We start from the raw sequence: 19,615 nt of genomic DNA, 5'->3' as shown, positions 1-19,615 counted from the left end.
TGCAATATTACTCGCCACGCTTCGCGTACTTCATGGACTCAACGCCCAGTTGCTTCAGTTTGCGGTACAGGTGCGTGCGTTCAAGGCCGGTTTTTTCTGCCACCCTGGTCATGCTGCCACCTTCGCGGTTCAAGTGGTATTCAAAGTAGATGCGCTCGAAGGCATCTCTGGCTTCACGCAGGGGCAAGTCAAACGACAGGCTGGCAAACTGATTATTTGGTGCCGCAGCGACAGGCTGGGCAGCAGAAAAATGTCTGGCTTCGTAAGACGGTGCAGTATTGCCAAAACTGCCGGATGTATTGGCGCTGACGGAATTGTCATTGCTGATCACGCGCAAGGCCGGGGCAGCCGGTTTTGGTGCCTCCGTGCTGCGTGTCAGGCCCTGCTGTACTGCTTTCAGCAATTTTTGCAGGGCGATGGGTTTTTCCAGGAAATTCAAGGCACCTATCCGGGTCGCTTCGACCGCAGTATCTATCGTGGCATGACCTGACATCATGATCACGGGCATGGTCAGCAAACCATCGCGCTGCCATTCTTTAAGCAAAGTAACGCCATCTGTGTCAGGCATCCAGATGTCGAGCAAGACCAGATCTGGCCTGGCTTCTTGCCTGGACTGACGCGCCTGCTGTGCATTTTCAGCGAGTTGAACGACATGACCTTCATCGCCGAGAATTTCTGACAACAATTCCCGGATACCCATTTCATCATCTACGACCAATATATTTGCCATAAATCTACCCTATTACCGCCTCTATGTTTTTTTGGGTGCTTCTTACCGTTCGATGTTCAAGCTGCCTTATTGTTTACCCCAGACTGGCTGGTGAAAACGATATGCTTGTGCTGAATGACAATTTCAAAGTGCCCCTTCTGCTTTTATCCGTATTCCTCTTTTGGGAACATCAGAACAACTACCTGCTACAGAACTGCTACCGCAAGTACGGCGAACTTATACCGTATTTGCATCCGGTGCTAACTTTAACAGCAAAATCGCTACTTTTGCACCGTTTGTATCGCTGCGATTTTGAATATCTATCCTGCCACCATGTTCATCAATGATTTTCTTTACCATTGCCAGTCCCAGACCTGTACCACGTGGCTTGGAAGTGGCATAGGGTTCAAAGGCGCGTGCCAGGATTTTGCTGGAAAATCCCGGGCCGTTATCGATAATTGACAGGCGTACCGCAGAGTGAGCAATCTGGTCAGTGCCAGTGTAGCGCACGACATCAGTGATGACATCAATCCGTGGCACAAAACCGGCAGTGGTATTGTCAGCCACGGCATCCTGGGCGTTTTGTAAAAGATTGTGAATTACCTGGCGCATCTGGGTGGCGTCACCCATGACCTTGGGTAAACCTGGCGCCATGGTCAACTTGATGGCATCCCTGCCATCACCGGCAATATACAAATGCAGCACTTCATCAATCAGGCCAGCCAGATTCAATGGCATCAAAACAGCAGGCGGTGTACGCGCATAATCGCGGAAATCATCGACCATGCGTTTCATCGACGTCACCTGGTTGACGATGGTGGTCGTGCTTTTATTGAGTATCAGCACATCGGTTTCGCTGAGCTTGTCCTGCAATTTCATTTGCAGGCGCTCTGCTGACAATTGTATAGGTGTCAGCGGGTTCTTGATTTCATGTGCCAGGCGGCGCGCCACTTCACCCCAGGCGATAGAGCGTTGGGCGGAAATGATATTGCTGATGTCATCGAACACCACCACATAGCCGCTGCCCGACGCCACTGGCAAATGTGAGCCACGCGCCAGCAGGGTAATGCTTTGTTCATCTTCAGCGACCACTACTTCGCCAGGAGTTGCAGAGGTGACGCCTTTTTTACCGACATTTGGACGAGGCACTTCAATTTGCTGTTGCCAGTGTTGTTCGCGTTCGTTTTCACCACCAGCAGCTGACTGTGCATGCTGCTCTGAAAAAGCTTTGGAAATAGCAAAGGCAAAAGCCTGCATGCCATCAATATCTGCCAGGGGTTTATTGATTTCGCTTTCCAGCCGGCGCTGCAAGATACGTTCTACCGACTCATTACAGGTCACCAGATTGCCATTTTGATCCAGCACCATCACTCCAGCCGACATGTTGGCCAGCACTGATTCCAGATAGGCTTTGGCGTTTTCCAGTTCATTGCGGTTTTTCTCCACTGCAGCACGGGCGTCAAATAACTGCCTGGTCATGGTATTGAAAGACTTGGTCAGGCTACCGAGCTCATCCGTGCTGGTAACGATAGGGCGAGGCGAGAAATTACCTTCGGTCACGGCCTTGGTACCTTCTGCCAGCAGCAGCAACGGTCTCGCCAGTTCGCCCGAAATCAAAAAGGCACTGGTGATGGCGGCGACAATTGCCAGCAATAGCGTCAGTGTCAGTGTGATGATGTACATCTTTTTCAGGTTCACACGGCCTATCGAGCGCACCTGGTATTCTCGCGATGCATTGCTCAGTGCTTCAGCATGCATGGCCAGGTTGATGGGGACGGGTTGTATCAATTGCAGGTACAAAGCTTCATTTTGCAGGGATATCCAGCCTGTGCTCATACGCAAAGGCACGATCACGCGGGAACGCAGTATGCGAGCAGGTTCTGGTGCCAGTGCCGGACGGGTTGCTCCACGGGTTTCAGGGATACCGCTGCCAGTACTTGCTGCACTTGTGCTACTTGCTGAAGCAGTAGCCGGGTCGCCATCACTGCCAGGAGCAGGGACGAGTTTTTCATCCCTGGCGGCATAAAAACGTGACAACTTGACTTGCCTCAGCATGTCCGGGGTTGGCAACTCTGGCAGCAGGCTGTTGACGTTTTCATTGGCAGAAGCAATCAGGCGGCCTTTGCTATTGACGATGGTGGCTTCCTGTACCTGCATACGTTCGCGCAGGCGTGACAGGTGGATGGACATCGAGCTTTCAGACGGATCAGACAATTCCGAAGCCATGTCCTTGGCCTTGGACTGTAAATCTGCCAGCAAGAAATCCAGTGCGGTCAGGCCCATGTTCTTGCCGGAATCGAGGGCAGATTCAACCTTGACATCAAACCAGGATTCGATAGAAAGGGAAACAAAGCGCACCGACACCACATAAATCACCGTTCCTGGCAAGATGCCTACCAGGGCAAACAGCACCACCAGACGGGTCATCAGTTTGGAGCCAAATTCCCTGGCACGGTAGCGGCGGAACAGCCGCCACACCAGGGTCAGTACCAGGATCAGCAGGGCCAGGGCGACAATGGCATTAGCATCCAGCAGCCATTCGTAATAACGCTCAAAGCGCGAAGAGTTTTCGGAGACTGTAGTCAGGAAAAACAGCAGGATGCTCATCAGAGCACCACCGATAATCAGTGCATACCGCAAAAATCTTGTCACTTGTCTTCAGCCTTGAAGGAAAAACGCTTCCACTCGGTTTTCTGACTCCAGTGACTGTCGTTGAAGCTGGGTATTTGCAAATGCATGGAGATCTTGCTCAAACCCATGCGCAATTGCACTGCTGCGTTGTAGGTAGCTCCGGCAGTTAACTGGGATTTATCTGCTATCAGCCAGCGATTTGGCCGTGTCACCAGATTGAGCGCGGTATCGAGAGAGGCAAAATTCTGTTGCAAGCCATTATTAATAGTGACGTTGTATTGCTGCGTCCATTCATTATAAGAAATTCTGACCAGATATTCACTACGCACCACCTTCTCGTCTACCCAATACCAGCGTGAGCGGGTCAGTTCTACTTCTGTGGTGAATGAGACCGGGATGCCATCCCGGATAGCCTTGCGCAAGCTGTCACTGAGGTCCAGGGAAAAAGTAGCAGCCAGGCGGTAGCCCTCGTCGCTAGCTTCTATCCTGGCCGTTTTGACTTCCACGTCGGCGGCCTGAACTACAGGTGCCGCCGCCATTGCCAGCAGCACCAACATCAAAGTCAGCGATATCTGGCGCAGCAGGGAGGTAAAACGTCTGAACATGCAATCAATACGAAATCAAAAGTCTGCTAATGATAGCTTGAACTTGTTGGCATTCGTTAATTTTGCATTGGTTTTTGAAACAAAGCATAGAACAAACCGTCATGTTCGTTGTTGCTTTCGGACGTCTTGGTCAAGCTGGGCAGTAATTGCCCCGGTGCATCAAGGCGTTGCGCGCCATTACGTGTAGCAAAAGCGGCAGCCTGAGCTTCGGATTCCAGCGGCCAGATCGAGCAGGTGACCATCAGCATCTTGCCACCCGGTTTCAGCATACGCCACAGATTATCGAGTATGCGGGCTGACAAGGCCGCCAACTGGGCAGCATCGGTCTTGCGGCGCAACCAGCGGCTGTCCGGGTGACGCCTGACCACGCCAGAGGCAGTGCAGGGCACATCTGCCAGGATGCGGTCATAGGGCTGGCTATCCCACCAGTTGTTGCGGCAGGCATCGCCTTCCTTGACTGTCGCAAATAACTTCAAACGCGCCAGATTTTCATGGATACGCTGGATACGGGCCGGGTCAGTATCAACCGCAGTCAGTTCGATATCAGCCAGTTCCAGCAAATGGCCAGTCTTGCCACCGGGGGCGGCGCAAGCATCCAATACCCGCATGCCTGTCTGTACATCCAGTAAAGGCGCTGCCAATTGGGCGGCGGCATCCTGCACCGACACAACACCCGCTTCAAAGCCGGGGATGCTGAACACTGGCAGTGGCCGGTCCAGGCGCACAGCAAACGGGCCTATCTGGCTGGCACCGATCTGCTGGCTGGCCAATAACTCCAGATAAGCAGCGACCGTGCTGACACGTTGATTCACACGCAAAGTCAAAGGCGGGGCATGGTTGCCGCAGCTCAGTATCGCTTGCCAGTCTTGTGGATAAGCTGTTTTGCACTGGTCTACCCACCATTGCGGATAATTCCAGGCAGCTGCCGGCTGTTTCATGACCAGTTTTAACAATTCTTCTTTTTCACGCAGATAGCGGCGCAGCACGGCATTCACCATACCTTTGGCAAAAACCATATGCGGGCTGGAAGTGGCGGCTGTCACTGCCTGGTCCACCACGACAAACTCTTCATAGGCCTTTTCATCATCACCTTCATTACCAACCAGCAGGGTAAGTGCACAGCACAGCAAGCCATATAACAAGGCCGGTTCCGGCGTCTTGTTGGTCATGATTTTGAGCAGGGCATCCACCCGGCCAACCTGGCGCATGGTGCGGTAGGCGATATCCTGGATTGCCCCGCGCGCCTGAGGCAAGGCATTGGTTTGCGTAAATACTCTGGTCAGCGCTTGCGGCAAGGCTGTACCTTCCAGCACATAGGCGACAGCCTGTGCTGCACCTACAAGGCTGAATGCCAGGGAATCTGCCTTGATTTCTATGGTTTCAAACTCCACCTGTGGCTTGCTGAGCACGTGGGATGTGCTGCCCGTAGTGGCGCTGCGGGCAGGTTTGGCTGGTCGGCCCAGGGTTTTTCTTGGTTGATCTTGCATATTTCCGGATAATTTTGCTTATTGCAGTAAATTGCCTTTTCAGCAATTTAACATGGTCAGCCTGATAAGGCGAGAGGGCGCTAGTGTAACAGCCTTGCTGGCTGCTTCCGCTTTCTGTAGCACGCCACCACTTCAGACTATGCTGTTTTATTCTATCCAACTTCAGAAAATCTGCTGTTTCAGGCCGCTTCTTGTATCTGTTCCAAAGGGGTGAATTGCTGGAGTTCCAGCCAGGTTCGCAAGTCATCGAATACCCTGGTGGCATCCAGTTCATTGAATATTTCGTGATAAAAGTCGGCATAAAAATGCGCGCTAAGCTGGTCATTTCCCAGCTTTTCCAGGAAGCGGCGGCTACCTGCCGGGTCGACCAGATGATCGTCATCCGCCACCATCATCAACAGGGGCATGCTTAATTCTGCGGCATGTGCATGGCAATAATCCATGGCCTGCAACATACTGGTCAGCAGGCGCGCACTCAGGCGTGAGTGCACCAGGGCATCATTTTCATAGGCGAGTACCACTTCGCCATCGTGAGACAGATAGCGGGTTTGCAAGCCGTTCGGCAAACCCACACCAGGTATCAGGTTGGATGCAACCTTCAACAAACCATGCTGCAAGCTGGACATGCGTATTGCCAGCGCGGGGGAAGACAAGATCAGGGCGCGCAGCGGTGTCAATTGCTCAAGTGCATAGCGGGCAGCAAACAAGCCACCCATGCTATGTCCTAGTAATATGGGCGGCCCCGCCAGTTGCTGGCTAAAGTCGCTAATGACCATCTGCGCATCACGCAAGATGCACATGGAGTCTGGAACATCACCGCTGCCACCGTCAGATTGTCCATGACCGCGATGGTCATAGGTGCGCACGACAAAACCCAGGGCGTTGAAGAACCTGGCGACATGGGCATACCGCCCGCAGTGCTCACCCAGACCATGCATGATGACTATACCTTGCTGTGGTCGAGCCATGACTGCATCCGCTAGCGGCCAGTCGCGCACAAAAATTGCCTTGCCATCTGCGGTCCGGAGTTCGAATTCCCTGGTATTTTCTACGTGGGAGGTCATGGTTTTATACGCCCCACATGACTTCGCGCTGCATCTTGTGGGCGGCGTGCAACATTTCAAGCACGGGGAAAGCTCTGGTAGCAAAGCTTACTGGCTCTGGTGTTTCGTGCTCATTATCATCACCATTTTCATTGTGATGGGCGTTCACATCGCGGCTGACTTCTTCAGAAATTGGGTGAGCCTTGCTTTCGGCAACCGCAGCTTCGATTTTTTGTATGGCTTGTGGCAATTCGGGAGGGGTAATGATGCCGCGCTCCACATCCTTGTGCAGCAGTTCCAGAATGCGGCGTGCATGCTCTTTGTACATGGTTATTTCTGTAGCCGCTTTGGACTTGAATGTGATCAGCATGGACACGTCTCCTATTTTTCTATGATGTGCGAAGATAAAGCGGCTAAACACCAGAAGTGCGCTAGCGTCACTGATCTGGCCGCGCTCACTCATATAATAATCCCAAATTGGCCGATTGTCGTTTCAGATTGTTTTCAGATTGTTGCTTCAGTTGGATTTGAAAGACGTCATATAGGTGTCGATGACCTCCTGCTTCATGTCTTTTTCCTGCCCCAGCATGATAATTTGATACACCCAGGGGCCACGTATCAAAAAGCGGGCCAGCATCACGATGGGTTGGCCATTGCGCAATTTGCCACGCACTTCCAGCATATCTGCGCCTTTACTGGTGGTGGTTTCCGGCGTTCCCTGAATATTCATGAGCATGCCTTTTTTCATGGCTTCCATGACCAGCCCGGTCTTGCCGGGATCGTCTACTTTGGTGCTGCCAACGGCAAAACTGATGCCGCCAGCTTCCCCGGCCAGCATGTCCATTTTTACAGTGATGCCTTCCAGCTGCATGTCCTTGCTGTCACCCAATGGTTTGCCCGGCATTAATATGGAGAACGGTGCATTACTGCCGCGCGCATCGCGCCAGTCAAATTTAGGGCTGCATGCAATCAGCAGTATCAGAGAGGCAAGCAGTAAAAAGCGATGGATGGTGGATTTCATGGAAATTGAATCGATAAGATTGCGGAATAGCATTCATGTTTACGGCTTTCTTGCCGTCAACAATACGCATGGACAAGTGCTACATGATAAGTCCTTTGGTCAAATTGCGTCTGTTTTTGCACTAGAACGCCCCTTGCCTGAAAAATAGGCTGGTGTTTCCATCTCCGTCCTGAGCAACAAGGCATTTTGTCCAGCCACACACTGGGTTATCATAAACAGATCTACCTGAACGTTTTCACTTATTTTTTGGTGCTGTGATGTCACTTTCCAAGTTTTCCGGGATTTTTTTGCTGATGCTGACGTCCTTGACTGCCTGCGACCGCCTGGGTCTGCCTGATCCAGCCAAGGACGCAGCAGCGCGCGAGTCGGATGCCCGTGCGACTGGCAGTGCCTGCCGCCACGCTGGCCGCGCCATTGAAGACTGCTATGCCCTCAATCCCGATGCTGCCAGGGCGGCAGTGTATGCGGGGTGGAAGGAAATGAATGACTATATGCGTGAAAACAAGATTGACGTCGTCAAGCCAGAGCTGGCAAAGCCAGACGCGTCGGCCAGTGCCGAAGAAGGCAGCGCCAGTGCCAAGGCCACGAAATAGCTGTATATGACAGTGTTGCTGCGTGCCATGCAGACAGCGGATCTGGCGGCGGTTTATCAGATACAGGCCAAGGCTTATGTGGCTGAGATGGTGGAGGCACCAGCCTTGCTGGCAGCCCGCCTGGCCACCGCACCCGATTGCGCCTGGGTTGCGGCGCAGGATCGTCAGGTGCTTGCCTATCTGGCCGCTTATCCTACGGTCAAAGGACGAATTTCTGCTTTGGGACAGGACTTTCAAGTAGCTGAGCCTGCCAATGCCCTGTATCTGCATGACATGGCAGTTGCACCGGATCACACTGGCAAGGGTTTGGCACGAGCCATGCTGGAATTCGCCCTGGCACATGCCAGGCGACAGGGCTGGCAATACGCCTGCCTGGTGTCAGTGCAAAGTACCAGGTCATACTGGCAGGGTCTGGGTTTTACTGAGCAGACTGATTTGAGTGCGGAGCAAAAAGCCAAATTGGCAAGTTATGCTGGACAGGCTCATTACATGCTGATGAACTTGTAAGAACCAGTTCACGATCTTACTGCGCGTGCGCAACCTGAGTACCCGCGGGGCTCATGTGCTGCTCAAATTGCTCATGTACTCAAGTACATTCCGCTTTTTGCGCTGCTCCTCTCCTCCGCTGACACCCGCTCTATACAGGTCGTGACCAGACTCTAGGCGGCAAAAAGAAAAGCGAATCTTGCCTGATTTTTGCATGCAGGCAGATCCGCTTTGCAGTGTAGTAGCAGGCTTATTCTTCAGCCTTGCTGCTCGCCTTTTCTTTTTTGTAAATGATCTTTTTCTTGCCACCTTCGCAGCTACCGACGACTCTGTACTTGGTTTCGGTATCCTTGGAGACGACTTGCAAGCTGTAATTGTTGACTCCTTTGCGTTCCAGTTTTGCTGCTACTTTGTCTTTAATGGTTTCACAAGACGTTATCTCGGCCCACGCCGGGGCGCTGCTGAGCAAGAAACTGATGACCAAACCTTTGACCAAAACGCTTTTACTCATTTTGTTTGCTCCCTTTCTGTTTTAGCTTGTTTACTAATTGATGGCAAGCTTGTCGTCACATGGACACTCACTTAGCTGTATAAAACCGTAACATCCCCCCGGTGTTTTTGATAGAAATAAATAGTTACTTCCGTGAAAGCGTGGTAAATCGTCTGCAAACTTGCTGTCTTCAGAGTAATTCTTTCGATTTTTCCTAGTTGGTCAACGCTAGGATAGAATGTGTTTTAGTTTGCTTTACTTTATCATTCTGGTAAGTTTGCTATATCTGACAATACGACTTTAAATTCGGGCGACATGCAGTTGCAATCAACTTGCCAGACTTGAGCACAAGGATGAGCTTTGAGCAAGACCGGACCAAATGAAATGAAGCCAGCAGGATTGCCTACCAGTCGTTTAGCTATTGCGCTGGCAGCCAGCCTGGTGCTGGCCATTATCGTCGGTGCCGCGACGGCGATCTGGATGCTGCGTATCCAGGAAATTGGCAAGTGGGAAAAGCAGACTGAAACCTTCAGCATCGTGCTGGCCGAAACCGTCAGCCAGCAAATGGACTTTGCCTACACGGCACTCGACAGCATTGCCGAGCGCATACAAGACCGCTGGAGTGTCAGCGCCGAATACCTGAGTGGTAAATTATCTACGCATGATTTTCATCAGTTCCTGCGAGAAAAGGCTTCGCTGTCACCTGCTGTAGAAGTGATTTCCGTGCTCGATGTCGATGGCAATGTCATTAATACCTCGCGTAATTTTCCCGCGCCTACCTACAGCCTGGCAGACCGCGATTACTTCATTGCGCAACGCGATAATCCAGTACAAGGTATTTACCTGAGCTCTTCCGTGCGCAGTAAGACCACGGGGAAATGGATGTTTTTCCTCAGCCACAGGCTGACAGGCAGTGACGGGGAATTCATTGGCGTGGTCATACTTGGCATGTCTCCCTCGTTTTATTCTCAGTTTTATGAAAAACTCAGTGCCGACGGCCATGCCTCCATAGGTTTACTGCGCAATGATTTCACTTATTTGGCACGCTGGCCAGAACGCGGCGATGTCATGGGCAAGCGTAACCTGACAGGAAGCACCTATGAACTGGTGCACAGGCACAATAAAAAATCAGGCGTCATCATTGGCAATAATCCGCGCATGGCCGAGGGTGGCAAACAAATCACCCGCATGGCCGCCATACAGTCGCTGGAAAAATACCCGCTGATCGTCAATTTTTCTGTGGATGAAGACTTGTATCTGGCTGACTGGCGCAAAATCAGTACCGGCATCGTCGTTATCGCCATGAGTGGTATCCTCGCCATCGTGGCGGCTTTCAGCGTGCTGGTTAATTTGCTGGAAAGACGAGAGCAGGATTTGCTGGTGACCACCGAGCTCAAACAACAGGCAGAAGTCATCAACCGCAATCAGGCCCACCTGCTGAAAAACCTGACCGAGCAGCAGATCGCTTTGAAAGATTCTTCAGACAGACTGCAGGCCATTTTCCAGAACGCGGCGGACGGCATCATCATGATCGATGACACTGGCAAGATTGAGGCACTGAATCCGGCTGCCGTGGCCATTTATGGTCATCCAGCCAATGAAGTGGTTGGCAAGAATGGTAAATTTTTCTCCCCGCCAGGACAACCCGATTTGCTGGGGCTGGCCATGAGCCGCAGGGAGTTTCTGGAAACCGGTTGCCTGCGCACTGAGGCCGAGCGCATGCGCAAGGATGGCAGCCTGTTCCCCGCAGAGCTGGCGATTACCGAGTATTATCATGCTGGAAGGCGCAAACTTATCGTCATCGTGCGCGATATTTCAGAGCGGCGCAGGATGGAACGCATGAAGAGTGAATTCATCTCCACCGTCAGCCACGAATTGCGCACGCCATTGACAGCCATCCGTGGTGCCCTGGGGCTGGTGGTCGGCGGGGCCATGGGCCTGGTGCCGGAAAAAATCTCTGCCCTGCTGGGCATGGCGCACAAGAATAGTGAAAGCCTGACCCGCCTCATCAATGACTTGCTGGATATTCAAAAAATAGAAGCCGGCAAGATGGATTTTGTTTTTGAGCGACTAAATTTGCAAAGCCTCTTGCAGACGGCAGTGAATAATAATCAGGCTTTCGCGCAAAGCATGGATACTGAAATCGCGATGGGCAAACTGGCAGATCAGACAGAAGTCATGGTTGATGCCGGACGTTTCCAGCAAGTCATGGCTAATCTCTTGTCGAATGCCTGCAAGTATACGCCCATAGGGGAGACCGTCAGGGTTATCAGCACGGTCAGGGACGAAAACATGGTGCGTGTAGAAGTGATCGATCAGGGCACAGGCATACCGGAAAGTTTCCGTGAACGCCTGTTCCAGAAGTTTTCCCAGGCAGATTCTTCAGACACACGTGCCAAAGGTGGTACTGGCCTGGGTTTGGCAATATCGCAGGCCATCATCCGGCAAATGCATGGCGACATTGGTTATTATATGAGTGAAGATCCGGCGCAACCAGGTACACATTTCTATATAGACCTGCCTTTGCACCGGGAAGGCCAGACTGGTCTGGAAGCGATTACAGCAAAGCCAGATCACGTGCTTTGACACCAGCAAACACCTGTTCTACCTGGCCAGCATTCAAACCATACAGACGGCTGAACAAGCCACCGAGCACTGCGCGATATTCGTTCAGCACCGGGTAGTCACGGTTCTGGAATAATTTGCCAGCTTCCAGCGCAATTTGTTCCCCGACGATTTGCCCGCCTTTTATACCGCCACCCAAGACCCAGTACACCGTGCCATGGCCATGGTCAGTACCGCGCTTGCCATTTTCGCGAAAGGTACGGCCAAATTCACTGATCACCACCACCGTGGTATTGCGCCAGGCACTGCCCATTTCAGTACGGTAAGCGGCCAGCCCGCGACCGAGTTCTTCAAACTTGACGGCCAGTGTGCCTGATGCCCCGCCCTGATTAACATGCGTGTCCCAGCCACCGACATCAATAAAACCCAGTGCGTATTTATCGCGCATCAGTTTGGCGATACGTTGGGCTTCCAGCTCAAAACCTTTGGTCGAGATCGCATTGCGATTGGCACTATTCATTTCTTCTGCCATTTCACGCGCCACTTCATCGCGCATGGCAAAGCCATCCTTGACGGCTTGCGACAGATTTGTATTGGCATACATTTGCATGATCAACTCACGCTGGCGCTGATCAACATTGGCCTTGCTGACATTGCGCAATGCGGTGTTGGCAATGTGGGCCTGGCCCTGCATGGCCAGTGGTAACTGGTCAGTGAAAGCCATCGCACTGACTTTGCCGTTATTCCCCAACACCTTCGCCAGGCGATTCAAGAAACCAGAATGGAAATCCCGGCTGGCATTCAGGGGCTGGCCCATTTCTATACTGTCCTGGGTTTCAAAATGGCTACGCGATAAATCATCTGTTCCAGCAAAGGGGATGAATGCTGCTTCACCCTGCTGGAACATGGGATAAATCGTGTCACGCAAGGCCGGATGAAGGCCCCAGTCTGCATTCAGTGCCAGTGCCGCATCCGGTATGGAACCCGGTCTGGCAATGGCAATATTTGGCCTGGCTTCATAATAGAAGTTGCTGGAAGTAGGCACCAGTAAATTGCTGGCATCATAGCCGCCGCGCAAAAACACCAGCAGCAAACGATTTTGAGTGGCTGGTGCCGCCATCACCTGGCTGCTCATTCCCAGCAAGGCAGACGATGGCAGCAGGGCCATTGCTTTCAATAAGTCTCTACGGTACATGGTAGACCTTTCCGTAATAATTGGCAGACGTTCAGTTAGCGACGCATCATTTCAGGCGAGGCCAGGAACAAAGTGTTCCATTCCTGTGGCGTGCGTGTTTGATTCAAGACGGTCTGGGTAGCAGGGCTGAATTGTGTACTCCATTTTTTTACATAGGACGATGCAGCCAGTGCAGGTGGCTGCGGCTTTTCTTGTGTGCCTGGCACTGTTGCGGGTGTAGTCTGCGCTGGCACGGAAGTTTGCATGCCTTGCATGGCTTGCGCAGCTTGTGGAGTTTGATTCTCCGCCCGAAACAGGGCCGGGTTGCCACCAGCAATTGACCGGGCAATATCAAAGCGCACCGTCATCTGACCAGAACTGGCCCATGAACTTTCATTGAGTGCATAACCATCCGGTGTCTGGCGACCATTCAATTGCTGGCCCATCATGTTCAGCCAGTTCAGCATGGGGCCGGTATTGACAATGGTATTGCCGTCATACGCCAGGCGTACCGAAGCCAGCATAAAGTGCAACGGATCTTTGAATTTTTTTCCCAGCGAAGCAATAAATTCCTGGCTATTAAACATGGTACGCAAAGTGGCTGCGATATCGCCATCGGTTTGCAGGAAACGCTGCGCCATTTTATCGGTCAGGTTTTTTGAGGGCGTATCAGAGACAAAAAAAGTCGCCAGCTTCTGGCTGACAAAACTGGCTGTAGCCGGTTGTCGGGACAGCAGTACCAGCACCTCATCGAGTTCGGCCATACCTCGGCCCTTGATGGTCTTGCCCAACACCAGCTTGTCACCAAAATCATGACGTTGCGGGTTGAATTCAAACAAGCCTTGCCTGAGATAGATTTTCTCCAGCTCAGGCTTCATGCGCGGCGCATCCTTGCTCAAATTAATGCCCACGCCGGTCAGCACCCTTGCCAGTTCCTGTACATCTTTCTGGCTATAGCCGCCATTCACCCCCATGGTATGTAATTCCATCAACTCACGCGCATAGTTCTCATTGTTGCGGTTGGCTGCATTATGTTCATTATCCAGATACCTGAGCATGGCAGGGTGCGTCACAGTGGCACGCAGCAAGTCACGGAAATTGCCCAGGGCATATGGGCGTATTGCCTGTTCTTCAAAATCTCCCAGCATGGCACGTACATTGGCTTTGCCATTATGGATATTGAAGTGATTCATCCAGAACCAGCTCATTTGCTCCTGCAACTGATTCGGCGAATAAATGTCACGCAAAAGTGCGCGGGTAGACGCTTCCCTGGCCAGGCGTGTCAATTCTTGCTGATATTCCTTGCGTAGCGTGTCATCTGTGTCTTTTTGCTGCTCAGAGGCAAGGCGGCGAGCTTCAAGGTCACGCATGAGTTCAGGCAATGGCTGGCGCGAAATGGTCATCGCATCAATCTGGCTTTGTATCGCTGGTGGCAAGACGGTACTACGCGCGCGCAATTGCTGGTCCAGGTAGCGGTCTGGGCCAACGGCTTGCAAGACCTGCAGGCTGGAGGGATTGCTACCCCAGGTCAAACGGTTCAGCAATTGCTCTGGCACTAGCGCAGCCTGTGCCAGCGTCTTGCCTGGCTGGCTGCTGTTATCTGCATGTTGCTGGGGTAGGTTGCTGCATGCTGCCAGCAAGACCAGCAGGCTGGCACCCAGCACTTGCTGCAGCTTGGATTGAATTTTCATGCTCGCCCTCACTTGTGTATCTGTCTAGAAGGTTTCTGACAGTGGATTGTGATAGCAAGTTTAGGCTTATTTTGCGAAATTTTCGTAACGTGCTGTAACAGTGAGGAAAAACTATGTAACTGCTTCCAAGCTAAAAAAACAGCAAGTGTCTTCACTGGTCTCTGAGCGCCCGCCTGTACTGTATGGCTTCCGCCACGTGTGGCGTCGCTATGTGTGCTGAACCAGCCAGGTCAGCTATGGTACGGGCGACTTTTAATACGCGATGGTAGGCACGGGCTGACCAGTTGAGCTTGTTCATGGCATTGCGCAAGAGCAGCCCTGCCTGTTCATCCGGTTTGCAGTGCAGATCAATTTCAGTCGTGGACAAGAGATTGTTCGCCTTGCCCTGACGCTGCTGTTGCCGCTCAAAGGCAGTTTCTACTCGCGCATGGATAGCTGCGCTGCGTTCACCATCGGCCTGCTTGAGCAAATCGGTATGTGGTAAGGCACCCACCTGTATCTGCATGTCTATGCGGTCCAGTAAGGGGCCGGATATCTTGTCCTGATAGCGGGCGATTATGTCTGGTGTGCAGCGGCATTTGCCATTGGAGTGACCAAAATAGCCGCAAGGACAGGGATTCATCGCAGCAATTAGCTGGAAGCGCGCCGGGAAATCAGCCTGCCTTGCCGCCCGCGAGATGGTAATGTGACCTGATTCCAGCGGTTCACGTAACACCTCCAGAACTTTGCGGTCAAATTCTGGCAATTCGTCGAGGAACAGGACACCTCTATGTGCCAGGGAAATTTCGCCTGGCCTTGGCGTGCCTCCACCACCCACCAGAGCCACCGCAGAAGCTGTGTGATGAGGTGAGCGGTAAGGTCGTAGCTTCCACTTCTCTATGGAAAAGCCGGAAGTCAGTGATTGTACGGCTGCTGATTCCAGTGCTTCCTGGTCGGTCATGGTGGGCAAAATGCCAGGGAAGCGGGCGGCCAGCATGGATTTTCCGGTACCTGGAGGCCCGATTAATATCACAGAATGCGAGCCTGCCGCTGCCACTTCCAGTGCGCGTTTGGCCTGGATCTGGCCTTTGACTTCGGCAAAGTCAGCATAATGCGGACGGGCCGCTTGCGATGCTGGCTTGTGGCGCACCAGTTTTTGTTCAGCATCTACGCCAGCGAAGTGGGCACATACTTGTAACAGCGAATCTGCCGGATAAATGGCGGCCTCGCTGACCAGGGCAGCTTCATCGGCATTGGCTCGCGGCAAGATGAAGGCAGGTTCCTGTTGTGAATGCTGCTGGCTTTTGCAAATTGCAAAAGTCATGGCCAGGGCACCGCGTATCGGGCGCAATTCGCCAGACAGTGACAATTCACCGGCAAATTCATACTGCTCAAGCGCATCTGCCGGTATTTGCCCGGATGCCGCCAAAATGCCCAGGGCGATAGGTAAATCAAAGCGGCCAGATTCCTTGGGCAAATCAGCCGGGGCCAGATTCACGGTAATGCGCTTGGCCGGGAATTCAAACCTGGCATTTTGCAAGGCAGCCCTGACCCTGTCCTTGGATTCCTTGACCTCGGTTTCGGGAAGTCCAACGATAGTGAAAGCGGGCAGGCCATTTGCCAGATGCACTTCCACCGTGACCTGCGGTGCATCCATGCCATTCAAGGCGCGGCTTTTGAGGACGGCTAATGACATGCGTACTACTTAAGCGTCTTTTTGCGGTGCTTCCAGAGCGGCTACCCTGGCTTCCAGGGCTTCCAGTTTGGCGCGGGTCTTGGCCAGGACTTGTGCTTGTATATCAAATTCTTCGCGCGTTACCAGGTCCAGCTTGGAAAAGCCCTGGCTCATCATGGCTTTGACATTTTTTTCGATATCTTTGGCGGGTGAGTTTTCCAGTGCCTGGCTGATTTTGGCTTGCATGTCATTAAAGAAATTTTGCTTATCCATATTTATCCTCTATTTTGTAGTTGCACGCTTATGGTGCAAATTAGGTTCTGCCACTTATTTGTGCAAAATCTGATACTGCTCTTTATTGGTGCGCAAACTTGATTATTCGCTTGCAATTTTACCTATGGAGCAATGATAGCGCATCTTACCCAGGCGGCCACTGGTATTGCGCTGCAATATTAATACTGGGCCGTAGCCTTAGCTTGTCTGACTGTATGCGTATGTATACAGCGATCTACGACAGCTTATACCAGGTTAAATGAATAGATGTTCATGGTTGGCACGACTCCTGCTAACAGGTAAGGGAAAGAAGAATTTAAGTGTCCTTCAGATGTAATTCATGACCTTAAGAAGTCACTGATGCGCAAAAAGTGGATGCTGTCCCGGTTTCAATCAAATCAAATCTTAATTCAATAGGGGGAAGCGCAATGAAAAAATTAGTAATCGCCGCTGCTGTAGCCACAACATTCCTGAGTGGTTTTGTCCACGCAGCAGATGCCAAGCCAGACAATGAAGTCAGCTTCAATATTGGCGCCGTCAGTGAATACCGTTATCGCGCCATTTCACAATCGCGCCTTGATCCGGCTTTGCAGGGTGGTGCTGACTACGTGCATAACCCTAGCGGCTTCTACGCTGGAACCTGGCTCTCCACGATCAAGTGGACCAAGGATGCCGGTGGTAGCGGAGATATTGAATGGGATATCTATGCCGGAAAAAAAGGCGAGATCGTCAAGGATGTTTCGTATGACGTTGGTGTATTGACCTATGTTTATCCATCCAATGGCTTGAACAAGGTACCAGGTTTTGCGGATGCCAACACCACAGAAATCTATGGTCAGGTAGGCATGGGACCTTTCTATGCCAAGTATTCGCATTCTGTGACTAATCTGTTCGGCTTTGTCGATAGTAAAAATAGCGGCTATCTGGATCTGGGCGCGAATGTGGAACTGCCAGACGGTTATAACCTGGCGTTGCATGTAGGCCGCCAGACCGTCAAGAACAATGGTGCCTATTCTTATTCCGACTGGAAAATCGGTGTGACCAAAGAATTCTTTGGCGTCAATTTTGGCCTTGCAGCCCTGGGCACCAATGCCGAGAGCAAACTGTATGTGACACCGAGCGGCAAATTCACTGGCAAGACGACTTTGCTGCTGTCTGCAGTTAAAACATTTTAATTATCCGAGGTCAGCATGAAACTGATTACAGCAATTATCAAACCCTTCAAGCTCGATGAAGTACGCGAAGCCTTGTCTGCCATCGGTGTGCAAGGGATTACCGTGACTGAAGTCAAGGGCTTTGGCCGTCAGAAAGGTCATACCGAGTTGTATCGTGGTGCTGAATATGTGGTCGATTTTTTGCCGAAAACAAAGATCGAAGCAGCGGTGGATGATGCGATCGTTGACCGTGCCATTGAAGCGATAGAAACTGCGGCCCGCACCGGCAAGATTGGTGACGGCAAGATCTTTGTCTATGACTTGCAACAAGTAGTGCGTATTCGTACCGGTGAAACCGGCAACGACGCACTCTGATAGCCTACCAGGGAGTTCACATGAAAAAACTGTTGAAGAACATACTGGCAGGGGCGGCCTTGATGGTCACTGTTGGTTTTACCTCTGTGGCATCAGCCCAGGACGCGTCAGCCAAAGCTGAGCCTGTGGCAGCCTCGGCCGCAGTGGCGACTGCATCCGCACCAGCGGCTGCTGTAGCGGTAGTCACCCCGGCATCTGCTCCAGCCGCAGCAGCAGAACCTGCTGCTGCCAGTGCCGCAGCGCCAGCACCGGCACCTACACCCAATAAAGGCGACACCGCCTGGATGATGGTTGCCACCTTGCTGGTTATCTTGATGACCATACCTGGCCTGGCCTTGTTCTATGGTGGTCTGGTGCGCTCCAAAAACATGCTGTCGATACTCATGCAAGTCTTCATGATCTTTGCCGTGATTATTGTATTGTGGTGTATCTATGGTTACTCGCTGGCCTTTACTGAAGGCAGCAAGTTCATCGGTTCGTTTGACCGCATGTTCCTGAATGGTATCTGGGATCCGGCCAAGGCCAGTTTCAGTGTGGCAGCAACCTTCAGCAAAGGCGTGGTGATTCCTGAGTTTATCTACGTGGCCTTCCAGGCGACATTTGCAGCCATCACTTGCGGCCTGATCATCGGTGCATTTGCAGAACGTGCCAAGTTCACTGCCGTACTCTTGTTCGTAGTTCTGTGGTTCACTTTCAGCTACCTGCCTGTTGCTCATATGGTCTGGTTCTGGACTGGTCCTGATGCGATCAAGGATGCAGCAACGCTGGCAACAGAGTCTGCCAAGGCTGGTTTCCTGTTCCAAAAAGGCGCGCTCGACTTCGCTGGTGGTACTGTCGTACACATCAATGCAGCGGTGGCTGGCCTGGTGGGTGCTTACCTGATCGGCAAACGCGTGGGCTACGGTAAAGAATCCATGGCACCGCACTCCCTGACGATGACGATGATAGGTGCGTCCCTGTTGTGGGTGGGCTGGTTTGGTTTCAATGCCGGTTCTGCTCTGGAAGCAGGTGATATAGCAGCACTGGCCTTCATGAATACCTTGCTGGCAACAGCGGCAGCCACGGTGTCATGGGTATTTGGTGAGTGGATGTCGAAAGGCAAGCCTTCCATGTTGGGTGGTGCATCCGGTGCGGTAGCTGGTCTGGTAGCAATTACTCCTGCTTGCGGCTTCGTCGGCCCCATGGGTGCCCTGATCATCGGCTTGCTGGCAGGTATCATCTGCCTGTGGGGTGTGAATGGCCTCAAGCGTTTGCTGGGTGCGGATGATTCCCTCGACGTCTTCGGTGTGCATGGCGTGGGCGGTATCCTCGGTGCCTTGTTGACAGGTGTATTTGCTGCACCATCCCTTGGTGGTCAGGGTATATTCGACTACGTCACCAACAAAATGTCGGCTGATCCTTATGACATTTTCGGCCAGGTCATGACGCAGGCAACAGCGGTAGGCACAACCATCATCTGGTCAGGCGTGGTGTCCTTCGTGGCATACAAGTTGGTTGATCTGGTGGTAGGTCTGCGTGTGCCGGAAGATGAAGAACGTGAAGGCCTGGACATCACCAGCCATGGTGAGTCTGCTTACCACTCTTGATTCGATTCTTGATTCGATTCATGATGGTGTTTGAAAGTTTTTGCCCGGCTTTTCATTGAGGCCGGGGCAGTAAGAGTA

18 protein-coding genes are annotated in these 19,615 nt (G+C 52.2%); 6 read left to right on the top strand and 12 right to left on the bottom strand.

The features are described from left to right. Positions 1-7: 7 nt before the first annotated feature. From Q8K39_RS00440 to Q8K39_RS00410, 7 genes are all read right to left on the bottom strand, one after another. The gene (locus tag Q8K39_RS00440) at positions 8-730 is read right to left on the bottom strand and encodes a response regulator (protein WP_186953840.1); all 723 of its coding nucleotides are present in this window, start codon (positions 728-730) and stop codon (positions 8-10) included. A gap of 216 nt (positions 731-946) precedes the next feature. Continuing rightward, positions 947-3,361 (bottom strand): PAS domain-containing sensor histidine kinase, encoded by a 2,415-nt coding sequence (locus Q8K39_RS00435; RefSeq protein ID WP_370868535.1) that lies wholly within the window; start codon positions 3,359-3,361, stop codon positions 947-949. Next, positions 3,358-3,945 carry a DUF4390 domain-containing protein gene (locus tag Q8K39_RS00430; protein WP_186953842.1) on the bottom strand — a complete coding sequence of 196 codons (588 nt, stop codon included), beginning with the start codon at positions 3,943-3,945 and terminating at the stop codon, positions 3,358-3,360. Before Q8K39_RS00430 ends, Q8K39_RS00435 begins: the two co-directional genes overlap by 4 nt. Before the next feature lie 56 nt (positions 3,946-4,001). Then, positions 4,002-5,432 (bottom strand): 16S rRNA (cytosine(967)-C(5))-methyltransferase RsmB, encoded by a 1,431-nt coding sequence (gene rsmB, locus Q8K39_RS00425; protein WP_305257842.1) that lies wholly within the window; start codon positions 5,430-5,432, stop codon positions 4,002-4,004. A gap of 179 nt (positions 5,433-5,611) precedes the next feature. Further along, complete coding sequence (locus Q8K39_RS00420) at positions 5,612-6,496, bottom strand: alpha/beta hydrolase (protein WP_305257841.1); 885 nt, start codon at positions 6,494-6,496, stop codon at positions 5,612-5,614. Between the two features lie 4 nt (positions 6,497-6,500). Next, on the bottom strand, positions 6,501-6,845 hold the full coding sequence (locus Q8K39_RS00415; protein ID WP_186953845.1) for a DUF1840 domain-containing protein: 345 nt from the start codon (positions 6,843-6,845) through the stop codon (positions 6,501-6,503). Positions 6,846-6,992: 147 nt separating this feature from the next. After that, positions 6,993-7,496 carry a hypothetical protein gene (locus Q8K39_RS00410; protein ID WP_186953846.1) on the bottom strand — a complete coding sequence of 168 codons (504 nt, stop codon included), beginning with the start codon at positions 7,494-7,496 and terminating at the stop codon, positions 6,993-6,995. A gap of 257 nt (positions 7,497-7,753) precedes the next feature. Here Q8K39_RS00410 and Q8K39_RS00405 point away from each other — a divergent pair, with 257 nt between their 5' ends. Then, positions 7,754-8,089, top strand: a complete 336-nt coding sequence (locus tag Q8K39_RS00405; RefSeq protein ID WP_186953847.1) for a hypothetical protein — start codon at positions 7,754-7,756, stop codon at positions 8,087-8,089. Between the two features lie 6 nt (positions 8,090-8,095). Then, a complete protein-coding gene (locus tag Q8K39_RS00400) occupies positions 8,096-8,596 on the top strand; it encodes a GNAT family N-acetyltransferase (RefSeq protein WP_305257840.1) in 501 nt (166 codons plus the stop codon). 229 nt (positions 8,597-8,825) lie between these two features. On the opposite strand, the gene Q8K39_RS00395 is transcribed toward Q8K39_RS00400, so the two are convergent. Next, positions 8,826-9,086 carry a DUF1161 domain-containing protein gene (locus Q8K39_RS00395; protein ID WP_305257839.1) on the bottom strand — a complete coding sequence of 87 codons (261 nt, stop codon included), beginning with the start codon at positions 9,084-9,086 and terminating at the stop codon, positions 8,826-8,828. Positions 9,087-9,425: 339 nt separating this feature from the next. Between Q8K39_RS00395 and Q8K39_RS00390 the strand changes: the two genes are divergently transcribed. Beyond that, a complete protein-coding gene (locus tag Q8K39_RS00390) occupies positions 9,426-11,651 on the top strand; it encodes an ATP-binding protein (protein WP_305257838.1) in 2,226 nt (741 codons plus the stop codon). Here the strand turns inward: Q8K39_RS00390 and Q8K39_RS00385 are convergent. The 4 genes from Q8K39_RS00385 to Q8K39_RS00370 all read right to left on the bottom strand — a co-directional run bounded on the left by Q8K39_RS00385 (position 11,623) and on the right by Q8K39_RS00370 (position 16,422). Then, on the bottom strand, positions 11,623-12,825 hold the full coding sequence (locus tag Q8K39_RS00385) for a DUF1501 domain-containing protein (RefSeq protein WP_305257837.1): 1,203 nt from the start codon (positions 12,823-12,825) through the stop codon (positions 11,623-11,625). The two genes, Q8K39_RS00390 and Q8K39_RS00385, sit on opposite strands and share 29 nt — an antisense overlap. Before the next feature lie 35 nt (positions 12,826-12,860). Continuing rightward, positions 12,861-14,495, bottom strand: coding sequence for a DUF1800 domain-containing protein (locus Q8K39_RS00380; RefSeq protein WP_305257836.1), 1,635 nt, complete (start codon positions 14,493-14,495; stop codon positions 12,861-12,863). Positions 14,496-14,646: 151 nt separating this feature from the next. Beyond that, positions 14,647-16,170 carry a YifB family Mg chelatase-like AAA ATPase gene (locus Q8K39_RS00375; protein WP_305257835.1) on the bottom strand — a complete coding sequence of 508 codons (1,524 nt, stop codon included), beginning with the start codon at positions 16,168-16,170 and terminating at the stop codon, positions 14,647-14,649. 9 nt (positions 16,171-16,179) lie between these two features. Then, on the bottom strand, positions 16,180-16,422 hold the full coding sequence (locus Q8K39_RS00370; protein ID WP_305257834.1) for an accessory factor UbiK family protein: 243 nt from the start codon (positions 16,420-16,422) through the stop codon (positions 16,180-16,182). A gap of 428 nt (positions 16,423-16,850) precedes the next feature. Between Q8K39_RS00370 and Q8K39_RS00365 the strand changes: the two genes are divergently transcribed. From Q8K39_RS00365 to Q8K39_RS00355, 3 genes are read left to right on the top strand one after another with little or no spacing between them, the layout of a single operon-like run. Continuing rightward, positions 16,851-17,597, top strand: coding sequence for a TorF family putative porin (locus Q8K39_RS00365; protein WP_186953855.1), 747 nt, complete (start codon positions 16,851-16,853; stop codon positions 17,595-17,597). A 15-nt stretch (positions 17,598-17,612) separates the two neighbouring features. After that, positions 17,613-17,951, top strand: a complete 339-nt coding sequence (locus Q8K39_RS00360; protein ID WP_186953856.1) for a P-II family nitrogen regulator — start codon at positions 17,613-17,615, stop codon at positions 17,949-17,951. 20 nt (positions 17,952-17,971) lie between these two features. Further along, positions 17,972-19,537 (top strand): ammonium transporter, encoded by a 1,566-nt coding sequence (locus tag Q8K39_RS00355; RefSeq protein ID WP_305257833.1) that lies wholly within the window; start codon positions 17,972-17,974, stop codon positions 19,535-19,537. Positions 19,538-19,615 lie beyond the last annotated feature (78 nt).

The sequence above is a fragment of the Undibacterium sp. genome, from assembly GCF_030683615.1.
GTDB lineage: Bacteria > Pseudomonadota > Gammaproteobacteria > Burkholderiales > Burkholderiaceae_D > Undibacterium > Undibacterium umbellatum.
The sequence above is the reverse complement of the archived record's forward strand: the minus strand, read 5'-3'. Positions and strand labels throughout refer to the sequence as shown.